Source organism: Pseudomonas sp. S32 (assembly GCF_016648095.1).
Lineage (GTDB): Bacteria > Pseudomonadota > Gammaproteobacteria > Pseudomonadales > Pseudomonadaceae > Aquipseudomonas > Aquipseudomonas parafulva.
Map to the genome: position 1 here is coordinate 1 of NZ_JACVVF010000012.1, position 26685 is coordinate 26685.

Annotated in this window: 24 protein-coding genes; all 24 read right to left on the minus strand. The window is 63.5% G+C overall.

All coding sequences use genetic code 11. The features are described 5' to 3' along the window. Window positions 1-116 precede the first annotated feature (116 nt). The gene (gene flhB / locus IAE38_RS08755) at window positions 117-1259 is read right to left on the minus strand and encodes a flagellar biosynthesis protein FlhB (protein ID WP_201164305.1); all 1143 of its coding nucleotides are present in this window, start codon (window positions 1257-1259) and stop codon (window positions 117-119) included. 2 nt (window positions 1260-1261) lie between these two features. Beyond that, a complete protein-coding gene (gene fliR / locus IAE38_RS08760) occupies window positions 1262-2038 on the minus strand; it encodes a flagellar biosynthetic protein FliR (RefSeq protein WP_201164306.1) in 777 nt (258 codons plus the stop codon). A gap of 7 nt (window positions 2039-2045) precedes the next feature. Further along, on the minus strand, window positions 2046-2315 hold the full coding sequence (gene fliQ, locus IAE38_RS08765; protein ID WP_028633458.1) for a flagellar biosynthesis protein FliQ: 270 nt from the start codon (window positions 2313-2315) through the stop codon (window positions 2046-2048). A gap of 21 nt (window positions 2316-2336) precedes the next feature. Continuing rightward, window positions 2337-3092 carry a flagellar type III secretion system pore protein FliP gene (fliP, locus tag IAE38_RS08770; RefSeq protein WP_201164307.1) on the minus strand — a complete coding sequence of 252 codons (756 nt, stop codon included), beginning with the start codon at window positions 3090-3092 and terminating at the stop codon, window positions 2337-2339. After that, window positions 3089-3538 (minus strand): flagellar biosynthetic protein FliO, encoded by a 450-nt coding sequence (fliO, locus tag IAE38_RS08775; protein ID WP_060481451.1) that lies wholly within the window; start codon window positions 3536-3538, stop codon window positions 3089-3091. The genes fliP and fliO overlap by 4 nt, the downstream gene beginning before the upstream one ends. Further along, on the minus strand, window positions 3539-4003 hold the full coding sequence (fliN, locus tag IAE38_RS08780; RefSeq protein ID WP_028633461.1) for a flagellar motor switch protein FliN: 465 nt from the start codon (window positions 4001-4003) through the stop codon (window positions 3539-3541). Window positions 4004-4050: 47 nt separating this feature from the next. Further along, the gene (gene fliM / locus IAE38_RS08785) at window positions 4051-5019 is read right to left on the minus strand and encodes a flagellar motor switch protein FliM (RefSeq protein ID WP_028633462.1); all 969 of its coding nucleotides are present in this window, start codon (window positions 5017-5019) and stop codon (window positions 4051-4053) included. Between the two features lie 9 nt (window positions 5020-5028). After that, complete coding sequence (gene fliL, locus IAE38_RS08790) at window positions 5029-5526, minus strand: flagellar basal body-associated protein FliL (protein WP_028633463.1); 498 nt, start codon at window positions 5524-5526, stop codon at window positions 5029-5031. A gap of 122 nt (window positions 5527-5648) precedes the next feature. Beyond that, window positions 5649-6893 (minus strand): flagellar hook-length control protein FliK, encoded by a 1245-nt coding sequence (locus tag IAE38_RS08795; RefSeq protein ID WP_201217107.1) that lies wholly within the window; start codon window positions 6891-6893, stop codon window positions 5649-5651. 70 nt (window positions 6894-6963) lie between these two features. After that, on the minus strand, window positions 6964-7311 hold the full coding sequence (locus IAE38_RS08800) for an Hpt domain-containing protein (RefSeq protein WP_201217109.1): 348 nt from the start codon (window positions 7309-7311) through the stop codon (window positions 6964-6966). 49 nt (window positions 7312-7360) lie between these two features. Continuing rightward, window positions 7361-9052 (minus strand): fused response regulator/phosphatase, encoded by a 1692-nt coding sequence (locus IAE38_RS08805; protein ID WP_201217112.1) that lies wholly within the window; start codon window positions 9050-9052, stop codon window positions 7361-7363. A gap of 8 nt (window positions 9053-9060) precedes the next feature. Then, a complete protein-coding gene (locus tag IAE38_RS08810; protein ID WP_028633467.1) occupies window positions 9061-9366 on the minus strand; it encodes an STAS domain-containing protein in 306 nt (101 codons plus the stop codon). Between the two features lie 80 nt (window positions 9367-9446). Beyond that, window positions 9447-9899 (minus strand): flagellar export protein FliJ, encoded by a 453-nt coding sequence (gene fliJ, locus IAE38_RS08815; RefSeq protein ID WP_201213389.1) that lies wholly within the window; start codon window positions 9897-9899, stop codon window positions 9447-9449. Between the two features lie 6 nt (window positions 9900-9905). After that, on the minus strand, window positions 9906-11261 hold the full coding sequence (gene fliI / locus IAE38_RS08820; RefSeq protein ID WP_201217115.1) for a flagellar protein export ATPase FliI: 1356 nt from the start codon (window positions 11259-11261) through the stop codon (window positions 9906-9908). Further along, entirely contained in the window at window positions 11251-12030 is a 780-nt protein-coding gene (gene fliH / locus IAE38_RS08825; protein ID WP_201164318.1) for a flagellar assembly protein FliH, read from the minus strand. Before fliH ends, fliI begins: the two co-directional genes overlap by 11 nt. A 202-nt stretch (window positions 12031-12232) precedes the next feature. After that, window positions 12233-13252 (minus strand): flagellar motor switch protein FliG, encoded by a 1020-nt coding sequence (gene fliG, locus IAE38_RS08830; RefSeq protein WP_028633471.1) that lies wholly within the window; start codon window positions 13250-13252, stop codon window positions 12233-12235. Then, window positions 13245-15023: a flagellar basal-body MS-ring/collar protein FliF gene (gene fliF / locus IAE38_RS08835; RefSeq protein ID WP_028633472.1), complete on the minus strand. Its 1779-nt coding sequence runs from the start codon at window positions 15021-15023 to the stop codon at window positions 13245-13247. The genes fliG and fliF overlap by 8 nt, the downstream gene beginning before the upstream one ends. A gap of 15 nt (window positions 15024-15038) precedes the next feature. Next, window positions 15039-15371: a flagellar hook-basal body complex protein FliE gene (gene fliE, locus IAE38_RS08840; RefSeq protein WP_028633473.1), complete on the minus strand. Its 333-nt coding sequence runs from the start codon at window positions 15369-15371 to the stop codon at window positions 15039-15041. Between the two features lie 173 nt (window positions 15372-15544). Further along, window positions 15545-16891, minus strand: coding sequence for a sigma-54-dependent transcriptional regulator (locus IAE38_RS08845; protein ID WP_201164319.1), 1347 nt, complete (start codon window positions 16889-16891; stop codon window positions 15545-15547). Next, window positions 16891-18081: a sensor histidine kinase gene (locus IAE38_RS08850; protein ID WP_201217118.1), complete on the minus strand. Its 1191-nt coding sequence runs from the start codon at window positions 18079-18081 to the stop codon at window positions 16891-16893. The genes IAE38_RS08845 and IAE38_RS08850 overlap by 1 nt, the downstream gene beginning before the upstream one ends. Window positions 18082-18196: 115 nt before the next feature. Then, window positions 18197-23068 carry a glycosyltransferase gene (locus IAE38_RS08855; RefSeq protein ID WP_236403760.1) on the minus strand — a complete coding sequence of 1624 codons (4872 nt, stop codon included), beginning with the start codon at window positions 23066-23068 and terminating at the stop codon, window positions 18197-18199. Window positions 23069-23145: 77 nt separating this feature from the next. Further along, window positions 23146-24555, minus strand: a complete 1410-nt coding sequence (locus IAE38_RS08860; RefSeq protein ID WP_201217122.1) for a glycosyltransferase family 2 protein — start codon at window positions 24553-24555, stop codon at window positions 23146-23148. Further along, complete coding sequence (locus IAE38_RS08865) at window positions 24552-25499, minus strand: FkbM family methyltransferase (RefSeq protein ID WP_201217125.1); 948 nt, start codon at window positions 25497-25499, stop codon at window positions 24552-24554. Before IAE38_RS08865 ends, IAE38_RS08860 begins: the two co-directional genes overlap by 4 nt. After that, window positions 25496-26665 carry a class I SAM-dependent methyltransferase gene (locus tag IAE38_RS08870; protein ID WP_236403762.1) on the minus strand — a complete coding sequence of 390 codons (1170 nt, stop codon included), beginning with the start codon at window positions 26663-26665 and terminating at the stop codon, window positions 25496-25498. The genes IAE38_RS08865 and IAE38_RS08870 overlap by 4 nt, the downstream gene beginning before the upstream one ends. Between the last annotated feature and the right edge of the window lie 20 nt (window positions 26666-26685).

Consider the following 26685-nt stretch of genomic DNA (forward strand, 5'->3'; position numbering starts at 1 on the left):
GGAGATCGAGCGCCGCCCGCGCGGCGCATCGCGAGCTGCGCTCGCTCCTACCGTTTTTTTCTGGCCAATGTTGCCTGAGGCAGGGGGCGCGAGGCTGTGTAAAGCCATGCCCCGGGTCAATTATCCCGCCGCAAATCCGCCGGAATCGGCAGGTCATCCTTAAGCGGATCCGGGCGCTTGCCCTTGCCAGCGTGGTACTGGCGGATCTGGAACACATAGGCCAACACCTGGGCAACGGCCAGGTACAGGCCCGCAGGGATTTCGTGCTCCACTTCGGTGGAATAGTAGATCGCCCGCGCCAGCGCCGGTGACTCCAGAATCTGCACCTTGTGCTCTACCCCGATCTCCCGGATCTTGAGCGCCATGAAGTCGCTGCCCTTGGCCAGCAGCAAAGGCGCCGCATTGCCGTTTTCGGGGTCGTATTGCAATGCCACGGCGTAATGGGTGGGGTTGGTGATGATCACGTCGGCCTGGGGCACGGCCGCCATCATGCGCCGCTGCGACACCTCGCGCTGCAACTGGCGGATACGTTGCTTGACCTCAGGTTTACCTTCGCTGTCCTTGTATTCGTCGCGCACTTCCTGCTTGGTCATCTTCATTTTCTTGTGCGTCTGCCACAGCTGGTACGGCGCGTCCGCTGCCGCAATCAGCAGCAGCCCGGCAGACATCCACAAGGCACTCCAGCCCACCACCTGCAAGCTGTGAATGATCGCCTGCTCCAGCGGCTCGTTGGCAATCGACAACAAGGCCTGGCGGTCATTGACCAGCACCACCACGGCCACGATCAGAATCACGCAAAACTTCGCCATGGCCTTCAGCAGTTCGGTCAGGCCGTGCATCGAGAACATGCGCTTGAGCCCCGACAACGGGTTCATGCGGCTGAACTTGGGTTGCAGCAGGCTGCCGGAAAACACAAAGCCGCCCAGGGCGATCGGGGCCACGAAGGAGATCACGAACAACAGGATGAGCAAAGGCTGTACAGCCCAGATGGCCATCTTGCCGGACACCAGCAAAAACGCACCCATCGACCGCTCATCGACAATCACCTCACGGGTGAGGCTGAAGTTCATGCGCATCAGCGTCAGCAGCGTCTCGGCCAGGTTCCCGCCAAACGCCAGCAGCCCGCCTGCGCCCGCCAGGGTCACCGCCACCGTGTTCAGCTCTTTGGAGCGCGCGATCTCGCCCTTTTCGCGGGCGTCGCGCTTGCGTTTCTCGGTGGGGTCTTCTGTTTTGTCCTGACCGCTCTCGCTTTCCGCCATGCTCAACGCGCCCTCGCCAGCTCACGCAGCCATTGCAGCGTCTCGCTGGCCAATGCCTGGTAATGGGACAACACATCGGCCAGGCCCACCCAGAAAATCAGCATGCCCATGACCAGTGTCAGCGGCAGGCCGATGGAAAAGATGTTCAGTTGCGGCGCCGCCCGTGTCATCACGCCGAAGGCGACGTTCACCACCAGCAAGGCGGCAATCACCGGCAGAATCAGGATCAACCCGGCCGCGAACATCCAGCTCATGCGCCCGGCCAACTCCCAGAAGTGGTTCACCATCAGCGCATTGCCCACCGGCAAGGTGGTGAAGCTTTCGGTCAGCACCTCGAACACCACAAGGTGCCCGTTCATCAGCAAAAACAGCACACTCACCAGCATGGTCATGAACTGGCTGATGACCGCCACGTTCACGCCGTTGGCCGGGTCCACCATCGACGCGAACGCCATGCCCATCTGCACCGCCACGATCTGCCCGGCGATGACGAACGCCTGGAACAGCAACTGCAGGGCTAAGCCGAACAGCGCGCCCACGATGATCTGCTCGGCGCACAGCAGCAGCCCTCGCAGGCTCAGGGGGTCGAACTGGGGCAATGGCGGTAACGCTGGCACGATCACCACGGTAATCGCCACCGCAACGTACAGGCGCACCCGTGCCGGCAACATGCGCGTGCCGAAGATAGGCATGGTCATCAGCACCGCCGTTACCCTGAACAACGGCAGGATGAACGTGGCTACCCAGGTGCCGATCTGCGTGTCAGTCAGTTCCAGCATCAGGCCGTCAACCGATCAGTTGCGGAATGTTGGTGTACAGGTTAGTGATGTACTCCATGAACTTCTGCACCAGCCAGGGCCCGGCCACGATCAGCGTGACCAGCATCACCAGCAGGCGCGGCAGAAAGCTCAGGGTCTGTTCGTTGATCTGCGTGGCGGCCTGGAACATGGCCACCATCAACCCCACCAGCAGGCTCGGCACCACCAGCACGGCCACCATCAGCGTGGTCAGCCACAAGGCATCGCGGAACAGGTCGACAGCAACTTCAGGCGTCATTCACAGCGCTCCCAGGCGGCATCACACGCCACCAAAACTGCCAGCCAGCGTACCCATGATCAGCGCCCAGCCGTCCACCAGCACGAACAGCATGATCTTGAACGGCAACGAGATGATCAGTGGCGACAGCATCATCATACCCATGGCCATCAACACACTGGCCACCACCATGTCGATGATCAGAAAGGGAATGAAGATCATGAAGCCGATCTGGAACGCCGTCTTCAGCTCGGAGGTGACGAACGACGGCACCAGGATGGTCAGCGGCACCTGGTCAGGGCCGGTGATGTCGGTGCGCTTGGACAGGCGCATGAACAGGTCCAGGTCGCTTTGCCGGGTCTGCGCCAGCATGAAGTCCTTCAGCGGCGCCTGGGCCTTGTCGATGGCCTCCTGCGCGGTCATCTGCTCGTTCAGGTAAGGCTGCAGGGCGGTCTGGTTCACCCGGTCGAACACCGGCGCCATGATGAACAGGGTGAGGAACAGCGCCATCCCCGTCAGGATCTGGTTGGACGGCGTCTGCTGAAGGCCCAGGGCCTGACGCAGGATGGAGAACACAATGATGATGCGGGTGAAGCTGGTCATCAGGATGACGAACGCAGGGATGAAGCTCAGCGCCGTCATGATCAGCAGAATCTGCAGGCTGACCGAATACTCCTGTTGCCCGTTCGCCCCGTTGGACAAGGTGATGGCGGGGATCGACAAAGGGTCGGCAGCCAGGGCCAGCGGCGCGGCCAGCAACAGCAGCAGGGTGAACAACGTACGCAGCGTGGCGCTCATCGCGTCTTGTCCTTAGGGTCCTTGCCCATCAGTTCCATCAGCCGTTGGGCAAACTCAGGCGTTGCCTGGCGCGCCCCCTGCGGGACCTCGACCGGCTCTGCCAGTACATGCAGGGTCTCGATGCTGCCGGGGCTGTGACCGATCAGGATCTGCTCCTTGCCCACCTGTACCAGCAGCAACCGGTCCCGCGGGCCGATGGCGCGGCTGCCGACGATCTCGATCACCTGCCCGCCCTTTACCGCCGAGCCCTGCACACGCCGCAGCAGCCACGCCAGCAGGAAGATCAGCCCCACTACCAGCAGCAGGCCGAACACCATCTGCGCCAGCTGGCCGCTCAGGCTGCCTGGCGGCGCCGCCGGGGTCAGTGCCGGCGTGGCCGCGGCCTGGCATAGCTGGCTGGCCAACAGTGCGATGGGTGCCGCGATGGCGCGCCTCATGCCCTTCACTCAGCGCAGCTTCTTGATACGTTCGCTGGGGCTGATCACGTCGGTCAGGCGAATGCCGAACTTCTCGTTGACCACCACCACCTCGCCATGGGCGATCAGCGTACCGTTGACCAGCACGTCCAGCGGCTCACCCGCCAGGCGGTCGAGTTCGATCACAGAGCCCTGGTTGAGCTGCAGCAGGTTGCGGATGTTGATTTCGGTGCTGCCCACTTCCATGGAAATGCTCACCGGGATGTCCAGGATCACATCAAGGTTCGGGCCTTCCAGGCTGACGTTGGGGTTGGGCTTGGGCGAGCTGGCAAACTCTTCCATGGGCAGGCGACCCGGCCCCGGGTTGTTGCTGGTATCGCCCAGCAGTGCATCGATATCGGCCTGGCCGGCCGCGCCGGTTTCCTCCAGCGCCGCGGCCCACTCATCGGCCAGCGCCTGGTCTTCTGGAGAGGTGATCTCGTTTTCGTTAGCCATGGTTTCCTCGACAGGCATTCAATTCGGTAAAAGCGAGCGGCACGCGCTCAGCGGCGTTCGATCGGGTCGATGATCTGCAGGGCCAGGTTGCCCTTGTGCGAGCCCAGGCGCGCCTTGAACGCTGGTACGCCATTGGCGCGCAGCACCAGGTGCTCGGGCAGCTCGACCGGGATCACGTCACCAGGCTGCATGTGCAGAATGTCGCGCAGTTTCAGCTGGCGGCGGGCGACGGTGGCGGTCACCGGCACGGCAACGTCCAGCACGTCTTCGCGCAAGGCCTTGACCCAGCGCTCGTCCTGGTCGTCCAGGTCGGACTGGAAGCCCGCATCGAGCATCTCGCGCACCGGCTCGATCATCGAGTAAGGCATGGTCACGTGCAGGTCGCCGCCACCGCCGTCCAGTTCGATGTGGAAGGTGGACACCACCACCGCCTCGCTGGGGCCGACGATGTTGGCCATGGCCGGGTTGACCTCGGAGTTCATGTACTCGAAGTTCACCGGCATGATCGCCTGCCAGGCCTCTTTAAGGTCGATGAAGCACTGGTCCAGCACCATGCGCACCACCCTCAATTCGGTAGGGGTGAACTCGCGGCCTTCGATCTTGGCGTGGCGGCCGTCGCCGCCGAAGAAGTTGTCCACCAGCTTGAACACCAGCTTGGCGTCGAGGATGAACAGCGACGTGCCGCGCAGCGGCTTGATCTTCACCAGGTTCAGGCTGGTGGGCACGTACAGCGAATGCACGTACTCACCGAACTTCATCACCTGCACGCCCCCCACAGCCACGTCGGCCGAGCGGCGCAACAGGTTGAACATACTGATGCGGGTGTAGCGGGCGAAGCGTTCGTTGATCATTTCGAGGGTAGGCATGCGCCCCCGAACAATGCGGTCCTGGCTGGTCAGGTCGTAGCTTTTGATGCTGCCAGGCTCGGATGCACTCTCGGTCTGTACCAGACCGTCGTCGACGCCATGCAACAGGGCATCGATCTCATCCTGGGACAGCAGGTCCTGTACGGCCATTGCCCACTCCTACTGCAATACGAAATTGGTGAACAGCAACTGGTCGATTACCGGCTTGCCGACTTCCTTCTGGGCCACTTCCTGCACCACCACGGTAGCCTTCTGGCGCAGCATCTCTTGCCCCACTGCACTGCTGGCCAAGGTATCGAAGCCAACCCCGGAGAACATCATCACCAGGTTGTTGCGGATCACCGGCATGTGCACCTTGAGGGCGTCTAGGTCCGCCTGGTTGCGGGCCTGCAGGGTGATGCTGACCTGCATGTAGCGCTGGCGACCGTTCTGGTTGAAATTGACGACGAATGCCGGCGTCAGTGCCTCGTAGATGGCGGCGGGCTTGACGTTGGTAGCGGCGGCATCGGCAGCCGGGGCCGGCTCGCTCTTGTGCATGAAGAACCAGGTGGCGCCCACCGACAGGCCAACGGCCAGCAACAAGCCAGCAACGATGAGCAGGATCAGCTTGAGTTTGCCTTTAGCGGCGGGGTCTTTCACTGCTTCGGTATTCGCCATGCCAATAATCCGTCGTCCATCAGGGGTTATAGGAAGAATGGGATGGCTTGAGCAAGTGTTATGCCAGATTGCGCGCAGCCCAGGTTACGGCTGCGCGAAGGGGGAATCGCCGTGTTGGCCAATCAGGCGTAGTAGTCGACCGCGCTGTCGCCGATGACCACCTGCTGCTCGACGGGCCTGGATGCCTCGGTCGTTTCAGCGGCGCCGTGCTCCGCTCGGCGCGCAGCCACCCCGGACAGCTGGCTGCCCTGCTGCTGCGCCTGGCCCTGCTGCTGGCCGCGGGACTGGTCGGCAACGTTGACGTCCGGCTGCGCCAGGCCCTGCTGGGTGAACAACTCCCGCAGCCGGTGCACCTGGCTGTCCAGGGCGTCGCGTACGCCAGCATGGCCGCTGATGAAGGTCACCTGGGTGGGCTGGTCGGCGGCAACGTTGACACGGATATCCAGGCGACCCAGTTCGGCCGGCTCCAGTTGAATATCTGCCGACTTCAGGTTCTGGCTGGACAGGTACATCACCCGGTTCACCAAACCTTCAGTCCAGGCACCCTGATTCATCGGCAGAGGCTGGTGCAGCGGGTTGGGGTTGACCGGTACGGCATTGGCAGTCTTCGCGGTGGCCGCCTGGGTCAGGTTGGCCAGGCGGCTGGCGAAATCATCAACCCGGGTATCGCTGGCGGCGCTCTTGGTATCCTTGAGGCCATCTTCGAGCAGGGCGCCGAAGGCCTTGTCGCCAGTACCGTCGGCCTCGCCCTCGGCACTGGTCACACCACCCGCCAAGGTATTGACGGCAGTAGCATTACTTTCACCCTGGGTGCGGTCCGCGTCCAGCGCATGAGCCGATGTACTGCCTTTGGCCTGGGCGCTGTGCTCAAGCGCCAGGCGCAGCGTCGGTAGATTGGCGAGCGGGTCGGCATCTGGGTCAAACGCCTGCTCGGCAGGTGACTCTTCAGGCTGCGGGCCAGCGGCCTGGAGCACGGGTGCCACAGCCTGTGCCTGGGCCTGGATCAGTTGCGCGCCTGGTGGGGCGTCGGTGACCTGCCCAGCAACGAGACTGGCGTCACGCATGCCGGTGTCGGCCGCAGTGGTGCCCTCGGCCGGCAACTTATTGCCGTCATCGGCAACCTTGCCCTTGTCGGCTGCCGACTGTTTGCCGCTTACAGCCCCATCGCTGTTGTCCGACGGTTTGCCGGCAACAGCTTTATCGGCAGGGCCGGCAACCTTGTCGCGCCCCTGACGCGCCATTACCTGGCCGAAACCATCCCCGTTGTTGCCCTGTACCTGCGGCGTTTTGCCCGCTGACGCGGGCGCCGTACGGGAGGCATCGCCAAGGGTATTGGCTTGCAACAAGGGGTTGGATGCGACAGGCATTAAGCGGTCTCCGCGCCATAAACTGAATGATCACGTCGATGTATGAGCAAAAGTCGCGCCAAGTTACCTGTCAGCCTGCGGATATGCCCTGCTGCTCGGCACGGTAGAAGCGCTGTACCTCGGCGAACTCCTGATCGATACGGCTGATCAGGTCTTCGATGCCGTACAAAGGGGGGCGGCGGGCACGGTCCTCCAGTTGCTGGCACAGGCCCGCCAGCGCAACGGCGCCCATGTTGCTGCTGCTGCCCTTGAAACTGTGGGCAGCGGCGCCCAGCTCCTGGGCGCTGCGGGCCGCATGCAGTTGCCCCAGGCGCCGCTCGGAGTCGTCTAGAAAGGTCTGTACCAGCTGCAGGTAGCCATCTTCCATGACTTCTCGCAGGTCGCTGAGTACCTTGTGGTCGATATGCATGTCAGCCACTTGTTCGCTCCTTGATCAAGCCAGATAAATGCCCGAGCCCGCCCCAGGCTCACCAGGCGAACTCCACGCGTGCGCACCGGCCACCTTCGGCCCAGGTTGCACTGCTGGACAGGCGCCGGACCAGTTCCAGCCCGCGCCCACTCAGCCCTTGTTGCAATGCGGCCCGTGACAGCACCTGCTGCACGTCGAAACCCTCACCGCTGTCACGCACGTCGATCTTCAGACGCCCGCCTTGGGCATGCGGTTCAACCACAAGGTCGATGCGCACGAAGCCCTCGCTCAACAACGCCAGGCGCCGAGCGCGCTCCTGATAATAGTCGGCAAACCCCTGCACATCCCGCTTGAGCTGCGAATCCAGGCCAAGCACGCCATGTTCAAGCGCGTTGGAGTACAACTCGCTGAGCACACTGTACAGGTTCCCGCCACGGGCACGCAGGCCATGAACCTGCTGCAACAACTGCACCAGGTACGGCACGGGGTTGAACTGACGCAGGCTTTGACCGCGAACCTCGAACCCCAGCGACCAGTCTGCCGGGCTGGTCGGGCCGCTGTCCGGGTAGTTTACAGGAGCCGGCAACGGCTCTTGGGCGCCGGGCATGCGGATATCGCACAAACTGATGTCATCCCGAGGCTGCCCACCAAAAAGCGCCAGCGCCTGCATCAGCTCACTGAACAGCAGCGCCGGCTCACGGTTGCCGGCCAACACCGACCGCAGGCGCTGCTCACCGAACAGGCGCTCCTGGGCATCCGCTGTTTCCAGCACGCCGTCGGACAGCAGCAAAACCCGCTCGCCCGCGGCCAGCGGCCACACCTCGACAGCGTCATCGAACTGCCCAGGCCCCAGAATACCCAACGGTAGATGACGTGACTGCAATGGCGTCAATACAGCACCTTCCGCCGACAGGCGGTAGCCGTCGGGCATGCCGCCGTTCCATACCTCCACTACCGCCCGCTGCTGGCTGAGGTTGAGCAACAGCGCGCAGCAGAACATGTCGACGGGCAGGATGCGTTTGAGCTTGGCGTTCATCTCGCGCAGCACCTGGGGCATGGTGTAGCCCTTGGCCGTCATGCCGTAGAACACCTCGGCCAGGGGCATGGCACCGACCGCTGCCGGCAGGCCATGGCCGGTGAAATCCCCCAGGAATACGCGCATGTCACCGGACGGCGTGAAGGCCGCGAGCATCAGGTCGCCGTTGAACAGCGCGTAAGGCGACTGCACAAAGCGGATGTTGGGCGCGGCAAGGCAACCGGAGTGGGCGACCTTGTCGAATACCGCCTTGGCTACCCGCTGCTCATTCAGCAGGTGGTGGTGATGCCGGGCGATCTGGTCACGCTGCTGGAGCACCGTGTCCTGCAGCCGGCGCAGGCGGTCCATGGCGCGGATCTTGGCAGCCAGGATCACGGCACTGTACGGTTTGGCCATGAAGTCATCGCCGCCCGCCTCCAGGCACCGCACCAGCGCCTGCTCTTCATTGAGGGATGTCAGGAAGATGATCGGCACCAGCGCCTCGCCGGCCAGGGCCTTGATCTGCCGCGCGGCCTCGAAGCCGTCCATCACCGGCATCAACGCATCGAGCAGCACCAGCTGCGGGCGGCGCTCGCTGAACAATGCCACCGCTTCCTGGCCGTTCTGCGCAGTGACCACCAGGTGTCCCTGGCGCTTGACGATCTGCGCCAGGAGCATGCGGTCGACGTCACTGTCTTCGGCAACCAGCACCGTCAAACCCTGCCCGGCCGGCATATTGGCGCTCAACTGATGTCGAAGAGTTTGTCGAAATTGGAGATGGCGAGGATCTTGCGCACATCCGAGCTGGCGTGCACTACCCGCACATCGGCTTCATCGCCCCCGGCGTAGTCGCGCAGCATCAGCAGCATGCCCAGCGCCGAACTGTCGAGGTAAGTGGTGTCTTGCAGGTCGACCACCACGGCATCGGGGCGGCTTGGCTGACGCTCGTAGGCATCGCGAAATTCCTGGTGCCTGCCGAAATCGAAGCGCCCTTTGATCCTGATCGTGAGCTTTTTGCCGTCCTGCGAAAAATCCGTTTCAACTGCCATTTCAGCGATTCCTTCGATGATGGCGGGTGCGTCCTCATGAAGGTGTAGCAGCCACGGCTGGAGGCCGCAAGTGGTGGAGGCTAGAGCGGTTCCTGGCGCGGCAGGCGCTGGGACAGTTCATCGAGCAGGCGCTGCTCACGCTTGTCTTCGGCACGCCGGGCTTCATCCATATAGCGCTGCACCAGTTTGCGCAACCCTTCAACCCGCGCGTAGGCCTGCTGCCACACGCCCCGCGCATTGTTGAGGTTGTTCTGGTGCCACACCAGGCTCTGACGCTGCTGGGTCATGGCGGTTTCGAGCTGCCCGAGAAAGCGCTGGTAATTGACCAGCCAACTGCCATTCACCCCCTGGCCACCGCGGTTGATCCACTGCTGCTGGTAATCTTCGCGAAAGCGCTCCAGCTCTGCCAGCTTGGCCTGGGCCGTGGCCACCTGCTGCTGGAACTGCCCCAGGCGCTGGGCGGCCTTGCGCTCGGCTTCTTCGGCCATGCCCACCACCGGCGCAAGGCGCGCGGCGCGCCCTGGCAGCGCCACCGGCTATCAGCCTGCCGGGGGCGTGAAAATCGCCCCCAACTGGTCGCGGCTTTGCGCCATGCCCACGTTCTCCTGCAACCCCTGGCGCAAATACTCGACCAGGCGTGACTGCAAGGCGATGGCCAAATCCGTTTCGGGGTCGCCACCGGCCACATAGGCCCCCACGCTGATCAGGTCGCGGCTTTGCGACAGGCGCGACCACAGCTGCTTGAACTTCTGCGCTTCGCGCAGGTGATCGGCATCCACCACCTGCGGCATCACCCGGCTGATGGAGGCCTCGATATCAATGGCCGGGTAATGGCCCTCTTCGGCCAGGCGCCGCGACAGCACGAAGTGACCGTCCAGCACGCCCCGCGCCGAGTCGGCGATGGGATCCTGCTGGTCATCGCCTTCGGACAACACCGTGTAGAACGCCGTGATGGAGCCGCCGCCCGCCTCACCGTTGCCGGCCCGCTCCACCAGCTTGGGCAACTTGGCGAATACTGACGGCGGATAACCGCGGGTAGCCGGCGGTTCGCCGATGGCCAGGGCAATTTCCCGCTGGGCCTGGGCGAAGCGGGTCAGCGAGTCCATCAGCAGTAGCACGTTTTTACCCTTGTCGCGGAAGTACTCGGCGATGCGCGTGCAGTACATGGCAGCGCGCAGACGCATCAGCGGCGCATCATCGGCAGGCGATGCCACCACCACCGAGCGCTCGATGCCCTCCTCGCCGAGGATGTGCTCGATGAACTCCTTCACCTCGCGCCCCCGTTCGCCAATCAGGCCCACCACAATGATCTCGGCTTCGGTGAAACGGGTCATCATGCCCAGCAACACTGACTTACCCACACCGGTGCCGGCAAACAGGCCAAGGCGCTGGCCGCGGCCTACGGTAAGCAGGCCATTGATACTGCGAATGCCCACGTCCAGCGGCTTGCTGATAGGGTCGCGGTTGAGCGGGTTGATCACCGGGCCGTCCATGGGCACCCAGTCCTCGGCCTTCATGCCACCCTTGCCATCCAGTGCACGGCCGGCACCATCGAGCACCCGGCCCAGCATGCTCATGCCCATGGGCAGGCGACCGCCGTCGTCCAGCGGTACCACCCGCGCGCCAGGGGCAATGCCGACAATACTGCCCACCGGCATCAGGAACACCTTGGGCCCGGCGAAGCCCATTACCTCGGCTTCAACCTGCACAGGGTGGTAGCTGTCATCGTTGATGACCAGGCAACGGCTGCCCACGGCAGCGCGCAGGCCTTCGGCTTCCAGGGTCAGGCCCACCATGCGCAGCAGGCGGCCTTCGACCACCGGTTGCGCCGGCAGCCCGATGGCCTCGGCGTAAGTGCCCAGGCGCTTGCCGAAGCTGGTGCGTTCAAGGCGCATCCGCTGGCTCCGCCGGTGCATCCAGGTCTACCGAGAGGTCAGCGGCGGCAGGGTGCAGGGAATGGTCGTGCAATTGATCGAACAGTTGTGCCACCGCTTTTTCGATGCGGGTTTCCATGGTCGCGTCGATGCGGCTTTGGGCCGTTTCGATGCGGCAGCCGCCCGGCAGCAAGGTGCTGTCTTCCAGCAGCCGCCAGTTTTCTTCATGGCGCTCGCGCAGGGCCTTGGCCAGTTCGAAGTCCTGCGGGTTGAGGTGGATGCGGATGTTGTCAGCGCCCATCGGCAGCAGTTTCAGCGCGCCGCGCAGTACCTGGGTGATCTGGCTGGAATCGTTGTGCAGCTCGCGGCCAATCACCTGCCGGGTGATGTGGGCCACCAGGTGCACCAGGGTTTTCTCGATGTGCGTGTCCTGCTCGGCGATCGGTTCCATCAGGTGGGTCATCAAGCGTTCGAGGCTGGCCAGCTTCACCTTGAGGGCTTCGTCGGCTTCTTGACGCACCTTCAGCTGGGTGCTGTGAAAACCTTCACGCTCCCCGGTGGCGAAGCCCTCGTTATAGGCCTCCTGGCGAATGGCTTCGAGTTCTTCGAGGGTAAGCGGCTGGACGTCTTCCAGCGGCACTTCCTCGACCTCTTCTTCCACTTCTACCGGCTGTTCCGGTTCGGACCGAGGCGGCGGCTGGGGGTCAAAACTGGGCAGCGCCCATACGTCCACACCCTCAAGGTCACGGGCACGGATCAGGTCGCTGGGATGATGTTCTTTGGTGGACATGAACTCGCCTGTTTAAATAGCTGCAAGTGGCAAGCTGCAAGCTGCAAGCTGCAAGCTGCAAGCTGCAAGCCAAAGCAGACTGCATGAGGGCTGCTTTTTTCTTACCCCTTGAAGCTTGTATCTTGCAGCTTAAAGCTACAAGCCTAAGCAGGCTGCATGGGGCTGCTTTTTCTTGCAGCTTGCAGCTTAAAGCTTGCCGCTTTCAGATCATTTCTTCGGCGCCCTTGCCACCGAGGACGATTTCGCCGGCGTCGGCCATGCGGCGGGCGATGGTGAGGATTTCCTTCTGCGCCGTTTCCACGTCGCTGACCCGCACCGGGCCCTTGGCCTCGAGGTCGTCGCGCAGCAGCTCGGAGGCACGCTTGGACATGTTCTTGAAGATCTTGTCCTTGACCCGCTCGTCTGCACCCTTGAGGGACACCACCAGCACATCCGAAGACACCTCGCGCAACAGCGCCTGGATACCGCGGTCGTCGACGTCGGCCAGGTTGTTGAACACGAACATCAAGTCTTCGATCTGCTCGGACAGGTCGCTGTCGATCTCGCGGATCGAGTCCATCAACGCGCCTTCCACCGAGCTGTCGAGGAAGTTCATGATGTCGGCAGCGCGCTTGATACCACCCAGGGTGGTACGCGCGGCATTGGAGTTGCCGGAGAACTGCTTCTCCAGAATCTGGTTCAGCTCTTTCAACGCAGCCGGTTGCACGGTGTTCAGCGACGATACCCGCAACACGATGTCCAGGCGCACCTTGTGGTCGAAGTTGCTCAGCACTTCACCCGCCTGGTCCGGGTCCAGGTAGGCCACCACGATGGCCTGGATCTGCGGGTGTTCGTAGCGGATCACGTCGGCAACCGCGCGCGGTTCCATCCATTTCAGGCTGTCCAGGCCGCTGGTGTTGCCACCCAGCAGAATGCGGTCGACCAAGCCATTGGCCTTGTCTTCACCCAGCGCCTGGTTGAGCATCTTGCGGATATAGGCATCGGAACCCACGCCCAGGCTGGTCTGGTCGCCGACCACTTCGACGAACTCGCTCATCACCTGCTCGACCTGGTCGCGGTGAATGTTGCCCATCTGCGCCATGGCCACACCCACCCGCTGCACTTCCTTGGGCCCCATGTGGCGCAGCACCTGCGCGGCATCGGTTTCACCCAGTGAAAGCAGCAGGATGGCCGCCTTGTCGACGCGGCTCAGCTTGGCGGTAACGGCTCGGTTATCACTCATCGGCGTTGATCCAGTCTTTCACGACCTGGGCGACACGGCCCGGGTCCTCGGCCACAAGGCCTTTGATTGCGTTGAGCTGTGCCTCGTAGCCCTCGGTGGGGCTTGGCAGCAGAATGCTTGTCGGGCCACCCAGGCTGACGCGGTCGCTGGCCAGTTCGCCATCGAGCCCGATCATGCCGCCCAGCTCCATGTCGCTGTCCGGGGCAGCCTGCTTGCCACCCCCTGTGAGGTTGTTGAGCACCGGGCGCAGCACGCCGAACACCAGCACCAGGATGAACAGCACACCCAGCACCTGCTTGACGATATCCCAGAACCACGGTTGCTGGTAGAACGCGATGTCGGCAATTTCTTCACCGCGGTCTGGTGCGAACGGCACGTTGATCACCGTGACGCTGTCGCCCCGGCTGGCATCGTAGCCCACCGCATCCTGTACCAGGCGCGTGAAGCGTGCCAGGTCTTCGGCGCCCCATGGCACATGGGTGGTGTTGCCATTGGCTGCATCGACCTTGACCTGGTCATCCACCACCACCGCCACCGACAGGCGCATGGTGCGCCCCTGCTGCTGGCGAGTATGGCTGATGGAGCGGTCCAGCTCGAAATTCTTGGTGCTTTGCTGACGCTTGTCCGACGGGTAGGGCGCGAGCATGGGCTGGCCGGTGGCCGGGTCCATGATCTGCTGGCCATTGGCATCGACCAACGGCTGGCCAGGCTGGATCGCCCCGGCCGCCGTGGCCGCGCCACCGGTGGTCTGCGGCGCGGACGCAGCGCCCGGCGGCTGGTTGCTCAAGGCTCCGGGCACACCCTGCGGGCCCTGGCTGCTGGCACGCTGCTCGTCTACCGACTGCTCGCTGCGCAGCGCGGGCTGGTCAGGGTTGAACTGCTCGGAGGTGGACTCGACCGCACTGAAATCCAGGTCGGCAGACACCTCGGCCTTGTAGCGGTCATTGCCCAGCACCGGCTGCAGAATGTTGTGCACGCGCTGGGTGAGCATGCTCTCCACCCGGCGGCTGTAGTCGAACTGCTTGCCTGCCTGGGTCAGCGCAGAGTCCTGGATCTGGTCAGACAGCAGGTTGCCCTTCTGGTCGACCACGGTCACCTGGGACTTGTCCAGCTCCGGCACGCTGGTGGCAACCAGGTTGACGATCGCCATCACCTGCCCAGGCTCCAGGGCACGGCCTGGGTACAGCTCAACCAGTACCGAGGCACTGGGTTTGCGTTCATCACGGACAAACACCGAGCTTTTCGGGATGGCCAGGTGCACGCGGGCGGCCTTGACGTTGTTCAGGCTCGACACGGTCCGCGCCAGCTCGCCTTCCAGGCTGCGGCGGTAGCGGGTGGCTTCCATGAACTGGCTGGTGCCCAGCCCCTGTTCCTTGTCCAACAGTTCGAAGCCGACATTGCCGTCGCTGGGTGCCACGCCGGCAGCTGCCAGTTTCAGGCGCGCACGGGAGAGGTCGTCGGCCTTCACCAGCAGGGCGCCGGAATTGGGTTCGACGTTGTAGGGGATGTCAGCGGCCGACAGGGTATCCATGACCTGCTTGGTGTCCATGCCCGACAGGCTGCCGTACAGGGGGCGGTAATCAGGCTGCTGCGACCACAGCACCACGGCAAAGCCGATGGCCACGCTGGCGGCCAGGCCAACCATGAGGCCGATCTGACGCAGGATGGGCATCTGCGCGATGTTTTCCAGAAACGCCAGGCGCAGCATCGGCGGCTTGGACGCTGGCGGGCCACTTTTGGCGGGCGCGTTGTCGACGACTGCTTCAGCCATGGTCTACGTCCGCCCTCACACCGGCATCTGCATGATGTCCTGGTACGCCTGAACCAGCTTGTTGCGTACCTGGGTCAAGGCCTGCATCGAGACGCTGGCCTTTTGCGAAGCGATCATCACGTCGGTGAGGTCAACGCCGCTCTTGCCGATTTCGAAGGCGTTGGCCAACTGGTTCGAAGCCTGCTGGGTTTCGTTCACCTTGCCGATGGCCTGGCCGAGCATGTCGGCGAAGGTGCTTTGCCCAGGTGCCAGTTCAGGGGCGACAGCCACCTTCGGCAACGACATGGCGTCGGCCTGCATGGCGCGCATGTCCAGCATCAGACGATTGAATTCAACACCTTGGCTCATGACCTTCTCTCTCCTGCGGCCGCATTTTTTTGACAGTGATGCGGCAGATACCCTACCTAAGCAACAAAGGTGCCAGCCTTGGCAGGAGCGGTCCGGATGTTAGAGGGGAGGTGTTCTTCTTGCCTGGATCTGCGCCTATGAAACCGAGCGCCGCTGCAACCTGGCAGCCAGGCTCACTCACCGTAAAGGCTGGCTTCCACATCGAAGCCGGCATCACGCATCTGTGCCAGCTTGTAGCGCAAGGTGCGCGGGCTGATGCCCAGGCGTTCGGCGGCTTCCTTGCGCCGACCGCGCTCGGCACGCAGGGTGTCAATGATCATCTGGTACTCGTGCCGGCGAACATCGCCCTCCAGCCCGGCGTTCTCCAGTAATGGCTCAGTGCCAGCTGCCAACGGAATGGCGCCTTCCAGACAAAAATCCGCCGCCTCGATCATCCCGCCCTGCTGCAGGATCAGCGCACGCTGCAAGGCGTTGTCCAGTTCCCGCACGTTTCCCGGCCAGGCCCAGGCCTGCAGGCAGGCACGGGCTTGTGCAGACAGCCGTACAGGTGGGTGCTTCATCTTCTGCGCATGCCGCGCCAGCAACTTTTCGGCAAGCGGCAGGATGTCGCCCTGGCGCTCGCGCAGTGGTCGCCAGGCCAGCGGGAACACCGAAAGCCGGTAGTACAGGTCTTCCCGGAAGCGCCCCGCCGCCACTTCGCCCGCGAGGTCGCGGTTGGTGGTGGCCAGCACGCGGATATCCAACTGAATGGGCCGTCGCCCGCCCACCCGCTCCACCTCACGCTCCTGCAGCACCCGCAACAGCTTGGCCTGCAAGCCCAGGGGCATCTCCGAAATCTCGTCAAGCAGCAGGGTGCCGCCGTCGGCCTGTTCGAACTTGCCGGGCTGGGCGGCGATAGCCCCGGTGAAGGCACCCTTCTCGTGGCCAAACAGCGTGGCTTCCAGCATGTTGTCGGGGATGGCTGCGCAGTTGATGGCCACGAACGGTTGGCTGGCACGGGTGGACTGCTGGTGAATGTAGCGCGCCAGCACTTCCTTGCCCGTGCCGGACTCACCAGAGATCAGCACCGTGGAATCGCTGCGGGCCACCCGCGCGGCCAGCTCCAGCAATTGGCGGCTGGCGGGTTCGCAGGCAATCGGGCCGTCCGCGTCCTCGGCGCGCCCTGCCGCGTGCTGTTGTACCAGGCTGAGCAAGGCCTTGGGTTCGAAGGGCTTGACCAGGTAATCAACGGCGCCTTGGCGCATGGCCTCTACGGCGCGCTCCACGGCGGCGTGGGCGGTCATCAGCAACACCGGCAGCTGCGGTTGCTGGCGACGTAATTGCGTCAACAATTGGTGCCCGTCCATACCAGGCATGTTCACATCGCTGATCACCAGGTGGAACGACCTTTCGCGTACGGCCTGCAGGGCCTGCTCGGCACTGCTCACCGCCTGATGGGCGACGCCGCCGAGGTCGAGGGTATCGGCCAGCGCCTCACGCAGCACGCGGTCATCCTCGACCAGCAACACTGTAACGGGCATCACGGGCCGTCTGCCCCATCGATCAGCGGCAGCTCGATGCGCACGCAGGTGCCACGGCCAACCTTGGAACGCAGGCTGAGCGCGCCGTCATGGGCCTTGACCACGGCCTTGACCACCGCCAGGCCCAGGCCGGTACCCGTGGATTTGGTAGTGAGGAACGGTTCACCCAGGCGGCCCAGCAGCTCGGGGGCGATGCCACTGCCGGCATCACTGACGCACAGGTGCAGGGTGCCCTGACGGCGCCACAGGTGAACCTTGAGCCTTGCCGGCGCCGGGCTGGCCTGCAAGGCATTCTCGATCAGGTTGAGCAACGCGCCTACCAGGGTGTCGCGGTTACACAGCAACTCGCCCAGGCGGCTGTCGCACTGCCAGCGTACGGCATGGCCCTGAACGTGGGTCTGGGCCGCTTGCTGCAGCGCTTGGAACAGCGCCTTGGGGGTTACACGGTCCTGTAGCGGCAGCTCTCCGCGGGCAAACACCAGCATGTCGCGCACTTGCTGTTCCAGCTCATGAAGGCGTTCTTTCAGGCTGCTGGCAAAGCGCTGGCGGGTTTGGGTGGTGAGGGCCTGCTCGGGGTCTGCCAGGTGGCTGGCGTACAGCATGGCGGCCGACAATGGCGTACGGATCTGGTGCGCCAGCGAGGCCACCATGCGCCCAAGGGACGACAGGCGTTCATGACGGGCCAGTTGATCTTGCAGGCGACGGGTTTCGGTCAGGTCATTGAGCAGCACCAACTGCCCGGGCTCGGCGTCCAGCGAACGGGTTGCAATGGACAAGCGGCGCCCGTCGCGGAGCGAAACCTCGTGGCCGTCGTCCTCACGCGGGGCGAAGCTGCGCGCGATCACGTGCCGCCACAGCTGGCCGAGCAATGGCTCGCCCAACAGCTCGCAGGCAGCCGGGTTCGCCTCGCGTACGCGCCCTTGCCCGTCGATCACGATAACGCCACCGGGCAGCAGGTCCAGCAGGTTCTGCAGGCGGTTGGCCAGGCGCTCCTTTTCGTTCAACTCCTCGATGCGCTGGGCGCTGACCACGGCCAGCTCGCCTTTCAGCTCGCTGACCCTGGCTTCGAGCAGGCTGTAGGACTGGCTGAGCTGGCTGGAGACCTGGTCGAACAGGGCGAACGCCTGCTCGACACCCTGCCGGCTCTCCTGCTCGGCCAGGGACGGGGATACTTGGGCGGCCTGGGGCATCGTGCTCTCTCGCATGGCTGACCGTCATAAAAACGGTGTGTTGCCAGCGATGAAGCAATAGCCGTGCCGAAACTTGGGCAGCGTGCACCCAGGCGATTCCCAGCTTACCCCGCTGTTATTGAGCAGTATCCGGCAACCACGCCCTGCCCCACCTGGCCAGGTTCTCCCCTTCCAGCATCCACCCGCCCAGCACCGCACTGCGCAGCTCATCACCCGCCCTGGCCGTGGCATCCAGGTCGGCAATGTGCATGCGGATCGCATCCACCCAGGCCCGGAAACGGTTTTTCACCAGGGTCACCGGCAATTCCGGGTAGCCCTGGTAGCAGCGCACATCACTGGCAATGACCGGGAAGCCGCACGCGCCGTACTCCAGCAAACGCAGGTTGCTCTTGCAGTCGTTGAACAGGTTTTGCTCAACAGGGGCCAAGGCCAGGTCCAGGTTCATCCTGGCCAGCGTTGCCGGGTAATGCTCGATGGCAACGCTCTCATGGTACTCATGAATGTACGGCCGCAGCTTGGCCGGGCACAGGCCGAAGAATACCCACTCCACTTCGCCTGCCAGCTCCTTGATCACATCCGCGATCACCTCCAGGTCACCGGTGTGGCTTGCGCCGCCCGCCCAGCCCACACGGGGTTTGCGCGATTGCCGGCGCAAGGCACTGAGCCCGCTCCAGATCCGCGGCTCCAGGGTGTTGGGCACTACCCGTATATCGTCATGCAGCCCGGCGAAGGCCTCGGCCAGCGGCTGGGTGGACACCACAAAGCGGTCCACATAGGCCAGGCCACGGCGTATGGAGCGCAAGATGTCCTTGGGCATGTGCGACCGGTGCACGCTCTTGACCGGCAGGTTGGGCAGGTAGTCGTCCAGCTCGAACACCTTGAACGCCTGCGAAAACGCATGCATTCGGCGTATGTGTTCGATCTGCTCGTCGCCGACCTGGCGCTGCAGCACGATGCTGTCCGGGCTGAAGCGCTCCAGCTCGGCAGGCGCCAGGTGGTTCCAGGACAACACGCCCTCGGCCAGCCCCTCACGGCTGAGCGCCTCCAGCGGCTGCATGACGCGATAATGGCCGCACCCGTGACGGTCTGCGGCATGGGCCAGAATCAACGGCAGCGGTTTCCACGACGCCAGTGGCCGCCAGCTCAACTCGGTGGGCGCCAGGGCAAAGCCGTTGGTCGAAGACAGCGAGAAGTTGGGGTTGTAATACGGGTCGCGCGCCAATGCAGGCAGCCAGCGGGCATACAAGGCGTCTTCTTCCTTGACGCTGGGCGGCGTGGCGGCGTCTTCGCTGAGCAGCAGTTGCGCACGGGGGGTCCAGACGTTCAGGTAACCCGCGCTGTGCAGGCGCAGGCACAGGTCCACATCCACCCAGCGCTGCAACTCGGGCGACTCGTCGAAGCCGCCCACCTCCAGGAACAGGCCCTTGTTCACCAACAGGCATTTGCCGCTCACGGCCACGTAGTTCTGGTCCAACTGCAGGCGCTGCAGGTAGCCGGGCGCATCCAGCGGCAAGCCGGCGAACGCCTCGGCTACCGGGCCATTGAGGCCAAGCACGTAACCGGCATGGCGGATGGTCGCGTCGCCTGCCACCAGCTTGGCCCCTACAGCGCCGACTTCCTGACGCATGCCATGGTTGAGCAATTGCTGCAGCCAGTCGTTTTCGAGCACCGCAGCGCCTTCGTCAAGCCACAGCAGGAAGTCGCCACGGGCCTGGGTGGCGGCCTGGTTGCGCATCTGCGCCGGCGACAGGCCGGCAGCAAAGCGCAGGCAGCGAATGGCATCGGTACCCAGCTGGGCAACGGCGCCCAGCCAACCGTCAACCGCAGCGCCAGCATTGGCCGGGGCCACCAGCAGCACTTCGTAGTGGCGGTGGGTGGTCTTCTCCAGGATGGTTTCCATGCACCGCTGGGCCCGCTCGGTGCTGGGGCCTTGCAGCAGCACCAGGATGCTCACCGGAATGTCGCCAGGGGCGCCGTAGTTCAGGTCGTAACGCCCCGGCTGGCCCGACGCGACCTGCGCCTGGGCAAAGCCCCGGGCGTGCAGATGGCGCTGGATGACGCCGCGCTGGTCAGGGCAGTCCTGCAACGACGGGGCTTCACCGATCAGCAACGGCTCGCTGATATGCCCCAGGCCTGCAAAGCCGCCAGACTCGATCAACCGCAGGATGTAATCCAGCTCGACGGCCTGGCCGGCCTCCTGGCGGAAGCCGCCCATGTCCAGCCACACCTGGCGGTTGAACAGCCAGTGGCGCGACAGGCTCGCCGGCAGGCTCAGCAGCAGGTCCAGGTTAAGGTCAGGGCGCAGCGCTGCGCCCATTTCCGCGCCATCGCCGCGCAAGCCCTCGTCAGCATAAACGGCGCGGCAGCCCGGTGCCGCCAGCAGGTCCAGCGCCGCGATCAGCAAACCGCTGGCCGTGAACTCACTGCCCGCCTCCACCACCATGAACCAGTCGAACTCACCCGCCTGTACCAGCGGGTTGAGCTGCTCACCCAGGCCGGCATCGCTCAACGGCATGACATTCAGGCCATGTTGCTGCGCCATCGTGGACGTGTCGGCCGCAGTCAGCGCCAATACCTTAACGGTGGCGTACAGGCAGCGGTCACTGGCCAGGCTCTGCAGCGTGGCGTTCAAGGCATCCAGCTGAGCGTGCGCATCTACGACGATGACCCCAATTACCGGGCCACCTTCGTGCGCCTGCAGCCGCTGCTCGATAAGCCGCCGCTGCATGTCCCCCGGCACCCGCTGGTCCAGCCAGTCCTGCAAGGTCGATGCTGCGGGCTTGCCCGCCAGAAAATCCAGCATCTGCTGGCGGCCGCGCTGAATCTCCTCGCTGCCCGCATCGCTGTGGCGGGCGTACAACTCGCGGTACAGCGCAGGGTAGTCCTTCAGCGCTTGCTCCGAGCGCCGGGCAGGCGCGCCATCATCCAGGCGCATGCGCACCTGCACGGTCTCGTAGGGCAGGTGATGGAACGCGCTGCGGGCACACAGGCGCATGAGCAGGTCCCAGTCTTCCAGGCCTGCCAGGGTTTCGTCGAAGTCCCCCACCGCCAACGCCAGCGCCCGTGGGCAGGCAAAGGTATTGATGGGGATGTAGTTGTTGATCAGCAAACGCTCACGGGAATACTGCCCATGGGGGTAGCGCTGCTCGCGGGACACCTCGTTGCGTTGCCCTGCCGTGATCACTTCCTGGATAAACACCGCGTCGGTGTACACCACGCTGTCGGGGTGCGCCTCCAGCCCCTGCGCCAACCGCTGCAGGTGGTCGGGCAGGTACAGGTCGTCATCGTCCAGGTACACCACGTACCTGCCACTGGCCAGCTGCAGCGCAGCGTTGCGCGCTGCGGCCGGGCCACGGTTACGGCCCTGGCGCAGGTAGGTGATGGGGAAGTCGTAATCGGCCAGCAGCGACTCCACCGGGTCGCCGTTGTCATTGACCAGAATGACCTCGAAGTCCGTGAAGGCCTGGCCGGCGATGCTGTTCAGCGCATCACGCAGCATGTGCGGGCGGTTGTAGGTGGTGAGGATGATGGAGAACAGCACCTGCTCCTGCTGGCGCGCCAGCTGTTCCAGACGCTGGCAAAGCTGACGTGCCCGTACGCCCAAGGCGGTACCGTGCTCATCAGGGTACAGTTCAAGACGCCGCTTGAGGTGAGCCCCAACCTCACGTTCACGCCCGCGCAAATGGTGCTGCGCGTCGCGCTCAAACACGCCCTCGACCATTGCCAGGTGCCCCAGCAATGGCTCGGTGGAGGCGTAGAACTGGGTCGAATACTGCGCCCCATGCCAGCGGTAGCTGACCCCCGGGGTATCCACATAAATGAAGTCCGGATAGCGCTCGGCCATCTGCACGACCATTTCCCAGTCGCCTGCGCCGTAGGTGTTGCCCGGCCTCCAGGTTTGCAGAAACGCCTCGCGCCGATAGATGACTGCCGATGGCGTCATGTAACTGTCGTAGATCAGCAGGTCAGCCACTTCGTTGCGCCCGCCCACATAGTCACCGTTGTGATAGCCCGGATGACGCGGCTGGTTCAGCGGCTGCCCGCCACCATCGACCCAGGTGATGCCGGTGTAGCCGACCGCACTGTGGGGGTGGCTTTCCAGTGCTGGCAGCAAGCGCGCCAGGTGCCCAGGGTTGAAGTAATCGTCTGCAGACAGGAACGTGAAGTAACGGCCCTGCGCAATACCCAGGCCATTACGCCAGTTGTACCCTGGGCCGTAGTTGTAGCGGTTACGGATATAGCGCACCTTCGGGTTATCTGCGAATGCCGCCATCACCTGGGGGGTGTCATCGGTGGAGGCGTTGTCCAGTACCAGAATCTCGATATCGTCGACGCCCTGCTCAAGCACCGACTGGACGCAATCAACCAGGTACCGGCCGTAGTTATAGGTGGGAATGACCACGCTCAACAGGGGTTCGGCATGCCTTGCAGCAGCGGCTGCATGGGCTATTGCAGCGGTTACCTTGAATAGCCAGTAATCAGCCGAGCAATGGTAGTTTCGGGCGTGGTCGCGGTCTTGTGCACCCTGTTCGACAGGCCATGCCTGCGGCCCGTTCGAATCGGCTCCGGGCACTGTCAGGCTGTCGATATAAACGCTCGAATGCTGTGGCGTGCCTTCTTTTGAAGGAATGAAGACCCTGCTGAACGCCGACGCGTTGGGCAACGCCTGGTGCTGCCCGGCATCACGCAGCAGCAGGTAGCGCTGGGCATCTGCCGAGAGGGGCAATACTGGCTGGCTTTCACGGTCATGAACAATCAGAAAGACCCCGTCACAGGCCTCAACGGCATCGGTAGCACGGGTGATGGCCAGGCCGTTACCGGCCCCATAGGCAGCCAGCGGCTGCAACGGCAAGGCCTGCTGCAGTGCCGCCCACTGAGTGTCGGACAGCAGGAAAGCCTGCTGTTCGTCCAGGCTGAAGCCGGCGACCTGCACCTGCCAAGGCTGCCCGGCACAATGCCCACCTGCGACCAACGCCCAATTCGTCATGCTCTCAATTCCCCCAAAAATGGTTGTTCGCTGTGTGAATGCGCCGCGCTGCCTTGCGGCACACGGCTGGCGGGTGCTCAGCCGTGTGACCCGGTCAGTGCTTTCCAGCTCAGCACAGTTGTCGACGGCCGCACATGCTGACGAATCAGCGCTTCCAGATAATGTTCATGGTCACGTTCCGAGCTGATGATCACCACATCGTCACCTTGCACATGCTCGGCCATCCAGCTCAGAGGGTGCATAGGCACGCCCAGCATCTTCTGGCCCTGACGATTGGCATTGGAATCGATGCAGGCGACCACCTGGTTACCACTTTTTTCGGCGTCGAGGATCAACAGGGCAGCAACGAAAGCGCTGCCGAAAATAATGACTCTGCGCCCTTCCAGCCCCGTCATGATGCTCGCCCCAGGGTTCACAACCCTGCTTTGCGCCCACGCCAGCAAGCACTGCGTGGCCTGAGGGTGGGATGCGGCCGACAGCGCGTCAAGCCCGCAGCTATAGCGGCCGGGAAACAGGAGCTGGGCCAGCAAAAACACCGGCAGCCCGGCCAAAAAGGCATCCGGTGCGCGGGCCACGCTGGCCTGTAGGCCTACAGCCAATTTTTGCAGCTTGGCCAGCAGCGCCTTGCTGACGACCCGGGCCGACTGAGTCGTGACGGCTTCCTGAACAGTGAACCGCGCCGTGTGTGCATCGCACTGCAGTATCTGTGCTTCAAGGCCCGGTACACCCTTGGCGATACGTCCAAGTTCTCGATAAAGGTGCACCCCCGGCAACGACAGGCTCGCCACGTGGGAGAACTGCCTGGTATGTACGCGACGGCGCAGCAGCGGCTCGTCCAGGTAACCCACGGCATGCCGGCGGTTGATGCGCGCCGGCATCAGCACATCTTCGATACCCGCCGTTTCCAACGTGTTGCGACCACCAGGGCTACCACCCAGGCACGCATGCACCGCATAGAACCTGGGCAATACCGCCCGTTCCAGCATCACCCCACTGGGCATTGGCCACAACCGCTCCCTGAGGAAACCGCTGATGAACTGCCCTGGCGCGAATACTCGGTCCAACCCGGCCTCAGCATCGCTGGCAAGCAGGGCCTGGCCGTCCTGGTCGATATCGCTGACACGGGTCCACACGAGCCGGACCTCCGGGTGTTCATCCATGAAGCGCATCTGCCGCTCCAGCATCTGGTGCTCCATCACATCGTCGTCATGGGTGACGATGACCCGTCTGCCCAGTGCCAGGTGATAGGCCGAACGGCAGTTGAACTCGACGGTGGAAATATTGCGCGAGTTTCTCACGTAGCGGATACGCGGGTCCTGCAAACCCAGGACGAACTGTGCGGTGCCATCACTGCTGCCATTGTCGAGCACCAGCAGCTCGAATGCGTCGAAGCTCTGGTCAAGGATGGCCGCGATGGACTGCTCAAGGTAATGCAACCGATTGTAGGTCAGCAGGGCCACGGTCAACGGTGGAATGGCTGGGCTCATGTCAGCGACCGCACCCTGTCCAGAAGTTCGCAGCGGGCATGTTCATGCACGAAAACGAAGTTGGTCTCCGGGGTTTGCTCATCAATGCCGGGGCAAGGATGAAGCCCACGCTCGCTCAGGGTATAGGCCTGGTAGCCCAGCGCCACCAGGCGCTGCACCACGTCGTTGGGGTGGTAGTCGAACTGTTTGGCCCACTTTCTCAACAGCTCGATCAGGATCACCGGCTTGTGCTCGGCCAGCACATGCTCGCCGCCCTGAATCACCATCAACTCGGCGCCCTCCACATCGCACTTGATGACCTGCGGCGCCAGCCCGTTCCGGGCGCAGAACAGGTCGAGCGTGGTCGCCTGGCAGGCCAGCTTCTGCAGGCTGGCCTGATCACCCGGCTGCCCTGCCACTACCTGCGAAGTGGCGCCCGAGCAATCCGGGGTATACAGAAACTCCAATGTGGTCTCCTGGTTGGAGAAGGCCAACTGGTGCGGGGTGATGTTGAACAGGCCGTTGTGCTGGATGTTGCGCGTTAGAATGTGGTGCGTATGCGCAATGGGCTCGAACGCATGTATAACCGCGGTGGGGCGGTGCTGCGCCAAGGCCAGTGCGTACCAGCCGCAGTTGGCGCCGATGTCCAGGACCACCGCATGGTCACCGGTGACCGCCTTGAGAAACTCGGTCTCCAGGGTTTCGTAGGCGCGAAAGTTCATCAGCGTGCAAGGCACCAGGTGCTGGTCCTTCGGGTCCAGTAACAGCTCGATCTGCTGCGAGCGGGAGCGAACAAAGACGCCCTCCGGCAACAGGCGCACACATTCAACATCAGTACCGGCAAGAAAGGCGGGGTAGTCGAACAGCGCGGAATGCTGTGCATGGATCGCTTCAATGTAATCCTGCTTGGCACTGGTGCCTGATTCATAGGCGTTGCGCAAGCGGTCAAGCGTACTCATGGTCATTCACCCGCTCCAGTTGCAAGGCTGAGAATCCGGCCACGCCAGCCAAACTGCTGCACGAGCGTGTTGCGGATTTGCGCAGCGTAGGTGGTACTGGCAATGAACACTGTGGTGTCTGCCTGGTCTGCCAGGCTCGCCGGGTCGGTAATGGTCACACCCAGCAGGGGCTTGCCTTGAAGGTTGCGGTTTCTATCGACGATGCCGCAGATGTTGGCCTTGCCCAGCGGTGTATCGCAAAGCAGTCGACTGGTCAGCGAGCCGGCCCCCCAGATCACAACCGGCTCTGCACTTGCCTGAAGTTGTTCGGCCAGCACTTGGACGGGGCGCAGCACCTGCTGCGACAGCTCGACATAACGGCGCAGGCTGTTGCCTGCGACCTCATCGGCCGCCCAGGGGGTGGGGGCGTTGCTTGCCTTGCGGTACAAGGCCAGCAGGTAATGGTTGTCGTAGAAATCGTTGTGCTGGGAAATCACCGTCACCTTCTCAAAGCCATTGGCGCTCAGCAGGTTATCCAGGCTGACGGCGCTGAAGAAGTTGATGTGTTCCAGCGCGAACTCCAGAAATGGCTCAGCCGGCAGGGCCTTGCCAAAGGTTTCGGCATCTGGAACAGCAACGAACAGATAACCCTCATCCGCCAACAGCGCCCCGATCTTGTCCAGGCTGCGGCGCAGGTCGGCGATGTGCTCCAGCACGCCACACAGACTGATCAGCTGGAAGCGCTCTGATGTGACGAAAGCATCCACCGTCGCGCTTCTGATCTCCAGCCCATAGGTGGCCAGCCCCTGCTCGGCAGCCGCAGGGCTGGGTTCCATGCCAAGCAGGCGGGGGTAGCCTGCGTGCTTGAAGTGAGCCAGAAAATGGCCCATGCCCGAGCCTATATCAAGAATGCGCGCATCGGCGGCCAGGTCAGCATGGGTTTCGACGAACTGGAAGAACCGCTCATGGATACGCGCAAGACCGGGCGGCAGCTCGGTATGCAGGTGGTGTTCCACGCTCTGGTAAAACTGATCGAGGGCCGACTGGTCCGGTATGTCGCTGGCATAGGCAAAGCCGCAATGCTGGCACGCCACCACATCGTAATGGACAGGCTGGGCAAGCCCGGGGAAGAGGAAATGCTGACGATGCAACTGCGCCAGCTGGCTCCCACTACAGACTTCACATGTTCTCATGTTGCTCTTCACCCTGTTTC

What these genes read in the sequence shown, in the direction of transcription:
- flhB (WP_201164305.1), bottom strand. Translation starts at nt 1,259, where the DNA reads ATGGCGGAAAGCGAGAGCGGTCAGGACAAAACAGAAGACCCCACCGAG.
- fliR (WP_201164306.1), bottom strand. Translation starts at nt 2,038, where the DNA reads ATGCTGGAACTGACTGACACGCAGATCGGCACCTGGGTAGCCACGTTC.
- fliQ (WP_028633458.1), bottom strand. Translation starts at nt 2,315, where the DNA reads ATGACGCCTGAAGTTGCTGTCGACCTGTTCCGCGATGCCTTGTGGCTG.
- fliP (WP_201164307.1), bottom strand. Translation starts at nt 3,092, where the DNA reads ATGAGCGCCACGCTGCGTACGTTGTTCACCCTGCTGCTGTTGCTGGCC.
- fliN (WP_028633461.1), bottom strand. Translation starts at nt 4,003, where the DNA reads ATGGCTAACGAAAACGAGATCACCTCTCCAGAAGACCAGGCGCTGGCC.
- fliM (WP_028633462.1), bottom strand. Translation starts at nt 5,019, where the DNA reads ATGGCCGTACAGGACCTGCTGTCCCAGGATGAGATCGATGCCCTGTTG.
- fliL (WP_028633463.1), bottom strand. Translation starts at nt 5,526, where the DNA reads ATGGCGAATACCGAAGCAGTGAAAGACCCCGCCGCTAAAGGCAAACTC.
- IAE38_RS08795 (WP_201217107.1), bottom strand. Translation starts at nt 6,893, where the DNA reads ATGCCTGTCGCATCCAACCCCTTGTTGCAAGCCAATACCCTTGGCGAT.
- IAE38_RS08805 (WP_201217112.1), bottom strand. Translation starts at nt 9,052, where the DNA reads ATGCCGGCCGGGCAGGGTTTGACGGTGCTGGTTGCCGAAGACAGTGAC.
- IAE38_RS08810 (WP_028633467.1), bottom strand. Translation starts at nt 9,366, where the DNA reads ATGGCAGTTGAAACGGATTTTTCGCAGGACGGCAAAAAGCTCACGATC.
- fliI (WP_201217115.1), bottom strand. Translation starts at nt 11,261, where the DNA reads ATGCGCCTTGAACGCACCAGCTTCGGCAAGCGCCTGGGCACTTACGCC.
- fliH (WP_201164318.1), bottom strand. Translation starts at nt 12,030, where the DNA reads ATGTCCACCAAAGAACATCATCCCAGCGACCTGATCCGTGCCCGTGAC.
- fliG (WP_028633471.1), bottom strand. Translation starts at nt 13,252, where the DNA reads ATGAGTGATAACCGAGCCGTTACCGCCAAGCTGAGCCGCGTCGACAAG.
- fliF (WP_028633472.1), bottom strand. Translation starts at nt 15,023, where the DNA reads ATGGCTGAAGCAGTCGTCGACAACGCGCCCGCCAAAAGTGGCCCGCCA.
- fliE (WP_028633473.1), bottom strand. Translation starts at nt 15,371, where the DNA reads ATGAGCCAAGGTGTTGAATTCAATCGTCTGATGCTGGACATGCGCGCC.
- IAE38_RS08845 (WP_201164319.1), bottom strand. Translation starts at nt 16,891, where the DNA reads ATGCCCGTTACAGTGTTGCTGGTCGAGGATGACCGCGTGCTGCGTGAG.
- IAE38_RS08850 (WP_201217118.1), bottom strand. Translation starts at nt 18,081, where the DNA reads ATGCCCCAGGCCGCCCAAGTATCCCCGTCCCTGGCCGAGCAGGAGAGC.
- IAE38_RS08855 (WP_236403760.1), bottom strand. Translation starts at nt 23,068, where the DNA reads ATGACGAATTGGGCGTTGGTCGCAGGTGGGCATTGTGCCGGGCAGCCT.
- IAE38_RS08860 (WP_201217122.1), bottom strand. Translation starts at nt 24,555, where the DNA reads ATGAGCCCAGCCATTCCACCGTTGACCGTGGCCCTGCTGACCTACAAT.
- IAE38_RS08865 (WP_201217125.1), bottom strand. Translation starts at nt 25,499, where the DNA reads ATGACCATGAGTACGCTTGACCGCTTGCGCAACGCCTATGAATCAGGC.
- IAE38_RS08870 (WP_236403762.1), bottom strand. Translation starts at nt 26,665, where the DNA reads ATGAGAACATGTGAAGTCTGTAGTGGGAGCCAGCTGGCGCAGTTGCAT.